9 protein-coding genes and 3 pseudogenes are annotated in these 11,616 nt (G+C 68.7%); 6 read left to right on the forward strand and 6 right to left on the reverse strand.

Translation table 11 applies throughout. From position 1 onward, the window contains the following. Positions 1 to 119: 119 nt before the first annotated feature. The 3 genes from mdlC to ACIHAO_RS10640 all read right to left on the reverse strand — a co-directional run bounded on the left by mdlC (position 120) and on the right by ACIHAO_RS10640 (position 4,229). Positions 120 to 1,766 carry a benzoylformate decarboxylase gene (gene mdlC / locus ACIHAO_RS10630; protein WP_396556638.1) on the reverse strand — a complete coding sequence of 549 codons (1,647 nt, stop codon included), beginning with the start codon at positions 1,764 to 1,766 and terminating at the stop codon, positions 120 to 122. 40 nt (positions 1,767 to 1,806) lie between these two features. Further along, entirely contained in the window at positions 1,807 to 3,303 is a 1,497-nt protein-coding gene (locus ACIHAO_RS10635; protein WP_396556640.1) for an aldehyde dehydrogenase family protein, read from the reverse strand. A 146-nt stretch (positions 3,304 to 3,449) separates the two neighbouring features. After that, positions 3,450 to 4,229, reverse strand: a complete 780-nt coding sequence (locus tag ACIHAO_RS10640; protein ID WP_396556642.1) for an IclR family transcriptional regulator — start codon at positions 4,227 to 4,229, stop codon at positions 3,450 to 3,452. Between the two features lie 145 nt (positions 4,230 to 4,374). Between ACIHAO_RS10640 and ACIHAO_RS10645 the strand changes: the two genes are divergently transcribed. From ACIHAO_RS10645 to ACIHAO_RS10660, 4 genes and pseudogenes are all read left to right on the forward strand, one after another. Next, positions 4,375 to 5,574: an FAD-dependent monooxygenase gene (locus ACIHAO_RS10645; RefSeq protein ID WP_396556644.1), complete on the forward strand. Its 1,200-nt coding sequence runs from the start codon at positions 4,375 to 4,377 to the stop codon at positions 5,572 to 5,574. 49 nt (positions 5,575 to 5,623) lie between these two features. Next, on the forward strand, positions 5,624 to 6,679 hold the full coding sequence (locus ACIHAO_RS10650) for a maleylacetate reductase (RefSeq protein ID WP_396556646.1): 1,056 nt from the start codon (positions 5,624 to 5,626) through the stop codon (positions 6,677 to 6,679). Further along, complete coding sequence (locus ACIHAO_RS10655; protein ID WP_396556648.1) at positions 6,676 to 7,596, forward strand: intradiol ring-cleavage dioxygenase; 921 nt, start codon at positions 6,676 to 6,678, stop codon at positions 7,594 to 7,596. The genes ACIHAO_RS10650 and ACIHAO_RS10655 overlap by 4 nt, the downstream gene beginning before the upstream one ends. A gap of 66 nt (positions 7,597 to 7,662) precedes the next feature. Further along, positions 7,663 to 8,127, forward strand: a pseudogene (locus tag ACIHAO_RS10660) (error-prone DNA polymerase); the annotation flags it as partial. Between the two features lie 121 nt (positions 8,128 to 8,248). On the opposite strand, the gene ACIHAO_RS10665 reads toward ACIHAO_RS10660, so the two are convergent. Beyond that, positions 8,249 to 8,413 carry a hypothetical protein gene (locus ACIHAO_RS10665; protein WP_396556668.1) on the reverse strand — a complete coding sequence of 55 codons (165 nt, stop codon included), beginning with the start codon at positions 8,411 to 8,413 and terminating at the stop codon, positions 8,249 to 8,251. Positions 8,414 to 8,462: 49 nt separating this feature from the next. Beyond that, positions 8,463 to 8,531, reverse strand: a pseudogene (locus tag ACIHAO_RS10670) (flavoprotein); the annotation flags it as partial. 56 nt (positions 8,532 to 8,587) lie between these two features. Here ACIHAO_RS10670 and ACIHAO_RS10675 point away from each other — a divergent pair. Then, positions 8,588 to 9,496 (forward strand): Lrp/AsnC family transcriptional regulator, encoded by a 909-nt coding sequence (locus ACIHAO_RS10675; RefSeq protein WP_396556666.1) that lies wholly within the window; start codon positions 8,588 to 8,590, stop codon positions 9,494 to 9,496. A gap of 704 nt (positions 9,497 to 10,200) precedes the next feature. Here ACIHAO_RS10675 and ACIHAO_RS10680 read toward each other — a convergent pair. Continuing rightward, a complete protein-coding gene (locus ACIHAO_RS10680) occupies positions 10,201 to 10,902 on the reverse strand; it encodes a hypothetical protein (RefSeq protein ID WP_396556650.1) in 702 nt (233 codons plus the stop codon). A 493-nt stretch (positions 10,903 to 11,395) separates the two neighbouring features. Between ACIHAO_RS10680 and ACIHAO_RS10685 the strand changes: the two are divergent. After that, a pseudogene (locus tag ACIHAO_RS10685) lies at positions 11,396 to 11,616 on the forward strand (IS256 family transposase); the annotation flags it as partial.

Consider the following 11,616-nt stretch of genomic DNA (forward strand, 5'->3'; position numbering starts at 1 on the left):
AAGGCATGACAATTCCGCGCCGTTTCCGGCCTCATTTCGCGGACTACCGGAGGTAGGGGTCCGCCGTTTCGTGTCTACTGTGGATTCGTTGAACGAATGCCTGGTACTGAAGGGTTTCGCTACCCGTATGACGGGTCTGCGGCCACCTCGATGTCGAGTACCAGCGGGCTTGTCCGGCCGGCGAGTTCCGGCAGGTGTTCGGCGAGTGTCGCCGCCAGTTCGTCATAGTCGCTGATCCGTTGCGCGGGGCAGCCGAGCCCGGCCGCGATCCCGGAGATGCTCACCTCGGTGAACGAGGGCCACGGCTGTTTGCCCTGCCCGGACTGTTCGGCGAGGCGGTCCATGATGGCGTAGCCGCCGTTGGACAGCACCACGAACAGTGCTCCGATGTGGTAGTGGGCGGCGCTCCACAGGCCCTGGATGCCATAGAGCGAGGAACCGTCTCCGAGGACGGCGACGACGGGCCGACGCGGTGCGCCCAGTTTGAGCCCGATCGCCGCGGGCAGGCCGAATCCCAGGCCGCCCGCGGCCGCGCTCAGGAAACCGAGCGGAGCACGGGCGGGGACGCGACGGTGCAACTCGGGTCGGCTCGACGGCGATTCCTCGACCACGATCGTGTCCCGCGGCAGCCCGCGGGCCAGGATGTCGAAGACGTGCCCGGGCCGCAGCGGCTCTCCGGTTCGCGGGGGAGCCAGGGGAGTCACCGGTGGGCGTGCGGGGGTGGGTTGCGCGTCTCGTGTGCGGATCCGGCCGAGGAGGGCCTGGCAGGTCAGCGCGACATCGGCGACGAAGGCATGGTCGGCGATGCTGTGATGGGTGTCGTCGGCGTACGGCGTCACCTGCAGGACGGTGCTCGTGCGGGGAACCAGTTCGCCCGGCTCCCAGGGATACTGCCGGAACACCGGCGCGCCGAGCACCAGGATCACGTCGTGGTGGCCCAGGACGGACCGCACCGCGGACCGTCCTGGGGGCAGGTGCCCGGTGAAGGCGGGGTGGTCTTGCGGGAAGCCTGCGCGGGCACCGAACGGTTCCTGCCAGACCGGTGCCCCGAGGCGTTCGGCCAGTGTGGCGACGGCGGCCCAGTTCGGCTGGCCGTCCGAGGCGGATCCGACGACGAGCGCCGGTGATCGGGCGTTGTCGAGGGCGGCCGCGAGCTCGTCGATCTCCGGTCCGAGGGTGGGGCGTCCCCGGCGGATGTCGGTCGGCGCGGCCGTGCGGAGTTGCCCGGCGGGTTGGAGCCAGTCGTCCATCGGCACCACGACCAGCGCGGGGCCCTCGCCGGTGACCGCTTCGTGGTGCGCGCGGGCGACGGCGGCGGGGACGTCCTGGGCGCGCGCCGGGTGGCCAGTCCACACTGGATAGTCGCCGACGAGTCCGGACAACCGGCCGGCGAGGAAGGGATCGTGGGCGAGGTGGCGGCGGTCCTGTTGCCCGACCACGACCACCAGCGGCACCCGGTTGGTCCGCGCGGTCGCGAGTGCGCCCGCGGCGTTGGCCAGTCCCGCGGTCGTGTGGAGGTTGACGAAGGCGGGGCGGCCGGTCGCGGTCGCCCAGCCGGTGGCCATGCCGACGACACTGCCCTCGTGCAGCGCGAGTTTGAAGTCGAGGTCGTCCGGAAGTCCGGTGAGGAACGTGATTTCCGTCGATCCGGGGTTGGCGAAGATCGTGGTCATCCCGTGGCGCCGCAGTACCTCGAAGACCGCTTTCCGCACGGTGTTCTCCGGAACGGCTTCGCCGGCGGCAAGTCCGGGGTCAGCGGTAGTCATCAGGGTGTCTCCTCGAGCGGGTGGTGAAGGGGTCGCATGCTCAGATCGGGTAGTGGCGCTCGCCGGACTGCTGCGTGATCCAGCGCAACTCCGTGAACTCCTCGAGAGCGGCGCGGGATCCGAACCGTCCCCATCCGCTGGCGCCGACGCCGCCGAACGGCATCTGCGGCTCGTCGTGCACGGTCGCGCCGTTGATGTGGCAGATTCCGGACCGGATCCGGCGGGCCACGTCGAGCGCTCGCCCGCCGTCGCGGCAGAAGACGCTCGCGGACAGCCCGTATTCGGTGTCGTTCGCGGTCGCGACGGCGTGGTCGGTGTCGTCGACTTCGATGATCGACACGACAGGGCCGAAGGTCTCTTCACGGTAGATCCGCATGTCCGGGGTGACGTGCCGCAGCACGGTCGGCCGGACGTAGAGACCGTCGGCGGTCCCTCCGGTGAGAACTTCGGCACCGTGGCGCACGGCGTCCTCGACGAGCCCCATGACATGGTCTCGGGCACCGGCGTGCACGAGCGGGCCGATCTGGGAGGCGTCGTCGTCGGGTGGGCCGACGACGAGTTTCGCCGCCCTGGCGGCCAGCAGCGCACTCAGGTCGTCGACCACCGGCCGCTCGACGATGACCCGCTCGGTGGACATGCAGACTTCGCCCTGGTTGACGAAGGCGCCGAAAGTGGCGGCTGCCGCGGCGGCCTCGAGATCGGCGTCAGCGAGGACCACCAGCGGTGCTTTGCCGCCCAGTTCGAGAACCACCCGGGTCAGGTGGCGCCCGCCCAGCTCGCCGATGATCCGGCCTACCTTGGTCGAGCCGGTGAAGTTGACCCGCGCGGTCTCCGGATGGGCGACCAGTGCCTCGACGATCGCGGGCGCGTCTTCCGCGGCGTTGCTGATCAGGTTGACCACTCCCGGCGGTGCGCCGGCGTCGTGGAGAATCTTCACGATGGCGGCCTGCGTGAGCGGGGTTTGCTCGGAGGACTTGAGCACGACCGTGTTGCCGTACACCAGGGGCATCGCCACCGCCCGGACGCCGAGGATCAGCGGCGCGTTCCACGGCGCGATCCCGACGACGACTCCGGCGGGCTGGCGAATCCCGAGTGCCGTCAGGCCCGGTACGTCGGACGGGATGACTTCGCCCACGGCGGAGTACGCCTGTGCCGCGGCTTCGGTGAGCATGCCCTGTGCGACATGGACGTTGAACCGGCACCACGGCCGGGTGGCGCCCATTTCGCGCCCCATGATCGCCGACAGCTCCGCGGACCGTTCCCCGAACAGTTCGGCGGCCCGCCGCAGCACTGCCCGGCGCTGCGCCGGCGGCAGTCCGGCCCAGGTGGGCAGCGCTGCAGCGGCAGCCTCGACGGCACGGTTGGCGTCGTCCACAGTCGCCGCCGCGACCCGGGCGATCGGGGCATTGCCGACGGCCTCGAAGGTCGACACGTAGCGGCCACCGTGCGGGGGTACGGATGTGCCGTCGATGAACAGGTCGGACGTTGCTACCTGCGACGTCTCTCTCCCGCTGGCCATGTCTTCCGGTGATGGCATCGGCCCACTCCTGCACACTCGACGGGTTGCGATAACGGCCATCTGGCCGCGCGGCGAGTATCAGCAGCTGAAAGAGCCGGAACAACGCGCTGGTTCATTGGATGAACATTGCAATCCCGCTCGCGTTCCACCGAGGAGGCACTCTGTCAGGCGCTTCGGACCTTGATCCCCGGATGCCAGCCCAGCATGCGGGAGAGGCCTCGTCCGCTGGTGATGACGGAAGGCAGGGCCGCTTGCCGATGAACCGAACCGGAAAGGATGACCACGGAAATCGCGGCCACGACGCGCCCCTCGTTGTTCACGATCCGCGTCGCGATCGAGTCGGCGTTCTTGGTCAGCTCGCCGCGCACTTCCGCGGTGCCGGTTCGACGGCAATCGGCCAGCTCACTGCGGAGCACATCGGGATCGATGATCGTCTTCGGCGTGTGACGGCGCAGTTCGCTCCCGAGGATCTTGTTCGTCAGAGCCGATCCGCTGTGACTGAGCAGTACCTTGCCGACCCCGGAACAGTGCAGCGGTAGACGTCCTCCGACCTGCGAGATCAGCCCGAGGGCACGCGGGGCGGATCGCCGTTCGATGATCACCGCCTCGTCGCCTTCCAGGACGGCGAGCTGCACATGCTGGTGAAGCGCGGTGTACAGGTCGTCCATGAACGGCTGGGCCATCGTCCGCAGCGACTCGGTCATGGGGGCGAGCGTGCCCAGCTGCCACAGCCGCAGCCCAACGGCGAAGCGACCGTTGGCGCGCTGCTCGAGCGCGCCCGCGTCGACCAGTTCCAGGACGAGGCGGCGCGCGGTCGAATGCGGAAGCCCGGTTTTGCGTGAGAGGTCGGCCAAGCTCAACTCGCTCTCGCCCGGTTCGAAGCAGAACAGCAGTTCGAGGAGCCTGGAGCTCACGCTCCGGCCCGGCTCGCTGGTTCGTGGCATGCGGGCGACCTCCCTGTCGGGCACATCGAATGTTCGTTCAATGACACACGATGCCTCAGCGTTTGTCGCGGGCAGGCAGCATGACCGCATCGAAGCAAGCCATGCCGACGCGCGGATCGCGCCGATATCCGGAGGAGCTCAAGAAATGGCAGCAGGCACGATCTCCATGCCCAGGATCGCGATCCTCGGTGGTGGCATCGGCGGGCTCGCGGCCGCGGCGTTCCTGAACTGCCAAGGCCTTCCGGCGACAGTGTACGAACAGGCACCGCGTCTGGCCGAGGTCGGCGCCGGTCTGGTGATCGCCCCCAACGCCGGGCGCCAGCTCCGTGAGCTGGGCGCGTTCGAGTACCTGCGGGAGCGTGCGGTCCGGCTCGAGACCGGCTGGGAATTCCGCCGGTGGGAGGACGGCCGGATTCTCTCCGCGGAGAACCTCGAGACGGCCTGCTTGGACCTGTACGGCGAGCACACCTACACCGCGCACCGAGCTGATCTCCTCGCCGCCATCCGGTCACGAGTACCGGCTGACAGTGTCGAACTCGGCCGGAAGTGCGTCGGGCTCGACAGACGCGGTGACGCGTACCGGATCCATTTCGCCGACGGGCACTCGGTCGAGGCGGACATCGTGATCGGTGCGGACGGAGTGCACTCCATCGTGCGCGGCACCGTCTTCGGATCAGCGCCCGCGACGTACTCTGGCACGTGCGCGTTCCGCGCGCTGGTCCCCGCCGACCGGGCTCCGGACTTCGCCCGGCGTCCTACGCAGACACTGTGGATCGGCCCCGGCCACCATCTTGTGCACTACCCGATCTCCGCGGGCGAGTACGTCAACCTCGTTGCATTCGCTCCCGCCGGCGACTACACGGTCGAGTCCTGGACCGCGACCGCGACCGAGAGGGAATTCCTGGCCGAGTTCGACGGCTGGGACCGGCGCCTGACCGACTTGATCCGTGCCGCGGGCACACCAGGACGATGGGCCCTGCTGGATCGTGCTCCCCTCACGCGGTGGTCCGATGGCGGCGTGACGCTGCTCGGTGACGCCGCGCACCCGATGTTCCCGTTCTTCGCCCAGGGCGCCGCGCAGGCGATCGAGGACGCCGCCGCACTGGCACGCTGTCTGACCGCGGATCGCGACGACCCCACCGCCGCGCTGCGCCGTTACGAACAACTCCGCATCCCTCGCACGACCCGTCTGCAGGCCGTCAGCCACAGCCGTTCCCATATCAACCACCTTCCCGACGGCCCGGAGCAACGGGCTCGGGACGCCGCGTTCGCCGCGGAGGATCCATTGGTCGCCAACGGATGGATCTACGGGTACGACCTCGACGACGCCGTCGCGCGAGGATGACCGCCCCCGGACCGAGCGGTCCGACCTACGTGAGTACAGAGGTGATGTGATGCGTTTCGTTCATGCCACGCTCCCGCAGCGAATCCGGTTCGCCTCGGGTGCCGCGGCTGCTGGTGTCCGGGCGGAGGTGGAGCGCCTCGATGCCCGGCGGGTGATGGTGATCGCCGCTGACGCCGAACGAGCGCTCGCCGATGAGATCGCGGCTGATCTGCCCGTGGCAGTGCGCCACGACGAGGTCCTGATGCACGTTCCCGTCGACGTGGCCGAGCGGGCCCGCGCCGCGGCAGCGACGCGCGAGGCCGATGTGATCGTGTCGATCGGAGGGGGATCGACCACGGGGCTGGCCAAAGCGGTCGCGTTGACGACCGGGCTGCCGATCGTCGCCGTTCCCACCACGTACGCCGGTTCCGAGGCGACGGACGTCTGGGGCCTGACGGAGAACGCGGTGAAGACCACGGGCCGCGACCCACGGGTTCTCCCCGCGGCGATCGTCTACGACCCCTCGTTGACGCTCACCTTGCCGGTCGAGTTGAGCGTGGCGTCCGGGCTGAACGCCCTCGCGCACTGCGTCGACAGTCTCTGGGCACCCCGTGCCGATCCGATCAACGCGGCGCTGGCGATCGAGGGTGTTCGGGCACTGAACCTCGGTCTTCCCGAGGTGGCACGGAATCCGTCCGGATTGGACGGTCGCGAACATGCCCTTTATGGCGCTTATCTGTCGGCGGTGGCGTTCGCCTCGGCCGGTTCGGGTCTGCACCACAAGATCTGCCACGTCCTCGGCGGGATGTACAACCTGTCGCACGCGCAGACCCATGCCGTCGTGCTGCCTTATGTCCTGGCGTTCAACGCGCCGAACGCGCCCGACGCAGACCGGCGCCTCGCAGAGGCCTTCGGCGCCGGCGACGGCTTGGCCGGATTGCAGGCGTTGCGGGCGACACTGGACGCACCGACGGCCTTGCGGGACTACGGCCTCGCCGAGGCAGACCTGCCCGACGCGGTCGAGGCGATCCTCAAGTCCGTACCCGAAGACAACCCGACAAAGGCCACCGCCGACAACCTTGCCGCGATGCTCCACGCGGCGTGGGAAGGAAGTGAACCCGCATGACGACCGGCCAGGAATCCACGGTGCCCGGCGCACCGACGGTCTCCCCGGAGCAGCAGCAACGCGAGGACGATCTGGTCCACCGGGTGCTGGCGTCGTTCGACAGCTGCACCGACCAGCGTCTCAAGCACCTGATGCACGCGCTCGTCCGGCACCTGCACGCCTTCCTGCGCGAAGTGAGGCTGACCGAGGACGAATGGGGCAAGGCGATCGAATTCCTCACCGCCGCCGGTCACATCACCGACGACAAGCGGCAGGAGTTCATCCTGCTTTCCGACACCCTCGGTGCCTCGATGCAGACCATCGCCATGAACAACGAGGCCTGCGGCGACGCCACCGAGGCGACGGTGTTCGGCCCGTTCTTCGTCGACGACAGCCCGGAGGTGGAACTCGGCGGCGACATCTCCTTCGGCGCGAGCGGCGAACCGTGCTGGGTCGAGGGAACCGTCACCGACACCGCGGGCAAGCCGCTCGCCGGTGCGCTTGTCGAGGTCTGGGAAGCAGATGCCGACGGACTCTACGATGTCCAATACGGCGACGACCGGACCGCCGGCCGGGCCCATTTCCACACCGACAACGAAGGGCACTACCGGTTCTGGGGCATCACACCCACTCCTTACCCCATCCCCGCGGACGGACCCGTCGGCGCGATGTTGCAGGCGGTGGGCCGATCGCCGATGAGGGCGGCACACCTGCACTTCATGGTCACGCACCCGCTCCACCGCACACTCGTCACCCACATCTTCGTGCGCGGCGACGACTTCCTCGACTCCGATTCGGTGTTCGGGGTCAAAGACTCGCTTGTCAAGGACTTCCAGCGGCAACAACCCGGGACACCGACGCCCGACGGCCGCGACCTCGGCCAAGCGACGTGGTCGAAGGCCCGATTCGACATCACCCTGGCTCCGGCGAGCTCGTAACGCCGCAGTCGGTGGCGTCAGCATGCGGGGCTGCGGACCTCGACCAACGTAGAGGCGGCGGGGGAGATCCCGCCCGAGACCCTCGAACTCGCCACCGCTCTCGAAGACTTTCCCCGGCACTGGGGGATTCACTCCGGTGGGATGGTGACCTCCAAGGAGCCGGTGTCGGAGGTGGTGCCGGTCGAGTGGGCCCGCATGCCCGGCCGCAGCGTCCTGCAGTGGGACAAGGACGACTGCGCCACCGTCGGGCTGGTGAAGTTCGACTTGCTCGGCCTCGGCATGCTCTCCGCGCTGCACTACATGATCGACCTCATCGCCGAGCACCACGGCGATGAGGTCGACATCGGCCGGCTCGACCTCGCCGACCCGAAGGCGTACGACATGTTGTGCGCGGCGGACGCGATCGGGGTGCTCCAGGTCGAGTCTCGGGCGCAGTTGGCAACGCTGCCGAGGTTGCGGCCGCGGAAGTTCTACGACCTCGTCGTCGAAGTCGCGCTCATCCGGCCCGGCCCGATCCAGGGCGGCTCCGTCATCTTCGGAGCAGAGCCACCCGTGGCGCCGGCGGTGGAGACGCGGTTTCTCGGTGCGAGCCAGGTTTACCCGATTCCACCCGATGCGAGTCTCCACGAAAGACCGGGTAGCGCTCGGGCTTTCAACCCCTTGCCGTGCCGAGGGTTATGGCCGGGCGACGGGCGTGGGCGAGGCCCTGCCAGCGGCGGGCGGTGGGGGCGGGAAGGCCGAACTGGTCGAGGATCCTGGCCACGATGTGGTCGACCATGTCGTCCAGGGTCCGGGGATCGTTGTAGAAGGCGGGCATCGGGGGGGACGATCCGGACGCCCATGCGGCTGAGGGCCAGCAGGTGGTCCAGGTGGATCTCGCTGAGCGGTGTCTCCCGGGGAACCAGGACCAGGCGGCGGCGCTCCTTGAGGATCACGTCGGCGGCCCGGACGATGAGGTTGTCGGCGTAGCCGGTGCGGATCGCGGCGAGCCCTGGACGGCCGGGCGTCCTTCCGCCGCATCGCCGCGGTGCTCGGCGTCTCTGAGCAGACGGTCGCCCACCGCTACCGCAAGCTCCGCGAGAGCGGGGCGGTGCGGGTCGTGGGCCGCCTTGACCCCTGCTACCTCGGGCACGCCGAGGAATGGGTACTACGACTGCGCTGTGCTCCCAGTGCCACGCTCGCCGTCGCCAAGGCCCTCGCCCAGCGGTCCGACACCTACCGGATCCAGCTCGCCTCCGGCGGCACCGAGATCAGCTGCCACATGCAAACGTCCGACCAGCGGGCCCGTGACACACTCCTGCTGGACAAGCTCCCCGCCACCCGCCAGGTAACCTCGATCGAGGCGCACCAGGTGCTGCGCCTGTTTCGCGGCGGCCCTGACGGGTGGCACACCCCGATCGCCTCGCTGAGCCCCGAGCAGGTCACCGAACTCACCCCGCCGCCACCGGACCCGGTGCCTCTCGACCTCGACGACGGCGACCGGCTGCTACTGGGCGAACTGGCCCACGACGGCCGCACGCACCACGCCGCGCTGGCCGCGAGCACCGGCTGGCACGAGTCGACCGTCCGCCGCCGCATCACCCACCTGAGGGCCAGCGGAGCCCTCTACTTCGGCGTCGACTTCGACGAGCACCTGCTTGGCTACTCCAGCCACACCCTGCTGTGGATCTCGGTCAACCCGGCCGCCCTCGACGCCGCTGGCGCCGCACTCGCCCGGTCTCCGCAGATCGCCCACGCCGCCGCCACCACCGGCCCTACCAACCTCATGGCCACCGCTCTCTGTTCCAGCGCCGACGCCCTCTACGAATTCATCACCACCCAGATCGGCTCCATGCCCGGCATCCAGACCGTCCAGACCGCCCCCGTCCTGCGCATCGTCAAACGCGCCGCCTTGCTCTGACGACCGCGATCGTTATCTCCGCGGCTGGAAGTAATGCCTGGCCATGTACCGGACGATGGCCTCGCCGAGTTCGACGCCCTCGACGTCGGCGGTGCTGTAGTGGATGCCGCCCCCCCCAGATACGGGCTTCGACGAGTTCCGCGCGTGCTTGCGAGAAGCCGCGGTACGCGCTGAACGCGATGTCGTTCCGGCCGAAGAACCATGTGTACACCGCCATCTCCGTCCCGGTGGCGTAGGCGTGACCAGGGCGGGTAGTCGGGAAATGGCGGCGTGACCAGCAATAGCGTCGAGTCCGGTGTCGGCGGCTTGGTGTCACCGGAGCTGCGCCGGTCGGCAGGTGCCGTGTGGAGCGGGTGACGTCGTAATGCCAGGTTTCGGCGGCGGGACTGCCAGACGGGGCCGGGGCCGGTCTCGATGCGGGGTTTGAGACTGGTGAAGTCGCGTATTCAACTGTCGCGAGTTCTCCGTGGTTGTTGCGGTGAGTGATCGCCTGGTGCGTAGCGGTTTCAGGTTGTGCCGACCTGTGCGGCGAGCTTGGTCGTGGTGACGTGGTGGTAGCCGAGGGCGTCGGCCACGACTGGAGCGGGCATGTCTGGACGTGCTGCCAGATGGCGGCGCCGCGAAGTACGTCGAGAAGTACGGCGTGCCGCCCTAGCGCGATCACGAGTACAGCTGACCTGGTGAGGTCTGTCTGCTGTAGGTGGTCAGAGTTCGCGCAGCTTGTGGTCGAGCATGGCGGCGACCTCGAGAACCATGTTCTTGGCGTGCAAAGGGTCGACCGGGGAGTCTTTGCCGACGAAGTACTCCACGTCGACCGAGGTGTTGTGCAGGCGGAACAGGAGCCTCTCGTCGGTCTCGCTGTCAAACTCGTTCGGCTTGAACAGCTGGAGCCGGAGCGCCTCGTCGCCGTACCCTGGTTCGACGTTGTAGCGGCGCTTCGCATCGGTGTAGTCCTTCAGCCGGTTGAAACCGCTGGCCGCTCGGCTGCGGCTCTCCGCCAGGTGGACGGACACGGCGAGGCGGAGCCGGTTGGGCTTTCCCCAGCTGCACGACCTGGTCCCGGTGGCTATCTGCTGCGGGCCGTCCTCCGCGGCGCCGGCGGTCCAGCGGGGAAAGTCGGGGTCAGCCCGAACTACGGCGCAGACGTCGGGAGCCTGGTCGAAGTAGGTGTTGTAGCGGAGGTAGTTCACGGCGTGCGGCCCCACGAGATAGCCGCCGACGGCGACTGCGGCCACCGCCCAGCCGGTCTTCACCAACGCCGGACGGGACGGCCGCCGCCACGTTCGCGGGCTCGTAATCCGAACATCGCCGTGGATCGTGTGTGCCTGGAAGACGACACCCGTCACCTGGCTGTCGCTCACCTCATTGCGGTTCACCGGCTCGGCGGGCGGTTCGTTCGGCTGCACCCGACCAGCTTGCCAGCACCAGCCTTTCCAATGACTCTTTTGCGGGCGAAGTCCAAAATGTCGATGCACAGCGAGTTCGGCGTAGAGGTGGCTGTCGGTGATCGCCCAGGGGCGTATCGGCTCCAGGCGCTGTCGGCGCCCCGCCCGGCCAGTCCAGCGGCGAACGAGGTGCTGGACTGGCCGGTTGCCGGACGAGGCGATCTGTGGGGGGTACTGTGGTCTTCGTAATAACCTTGCGGCAATAGGCCGGGCACCGCCAGCCTTGCCAGCGTGGGGCCGCGAACGCGCGTCCGTCACCACCACCGGCCGCATCCGAGAGCTGTGTCTCCCAGCGGGTGAAGTCCTCGCCCGCGGCGGCGAGGACCGCCAGGCGGTCGTCGTCCGCGGCTTCTTCGATGGACACGGCGAGAGCACCGGCCGTGTCATGACAACCGTGTAAGCCGCGGATGGACCAAGATCGGGTCGTCGGACGCGACCCAGAAGGGCTCCATCTGTGACTGAGGACACATCTGACCGGGAGGCGGGCGCCGCGGCCGGCGAAGCGCTCGCTCGTGCGTTGCCGCCGGAGATGCTCGATGCGCTGGTGAAGGACGCGTATGCGAATGGCGGGGCGCTGGGTGCGCAAGAATTGCTGAATCAGATGACCAAGGCGGTGCTCGAACGGGCGCTGGACGCGGAAATGACCCATCATCTCGGATACGAGAAAGGAGACCC

The sequence above is a fragment of the Amycolatopsis sp. NPDC052450 genome (assembly GCF_044547565.1).
Lineage (GTDB): Bacteria > Actinomycetota > Actinomycetes > Mycobacteriales > Pseudonocardiaceae > Amycolatopsis.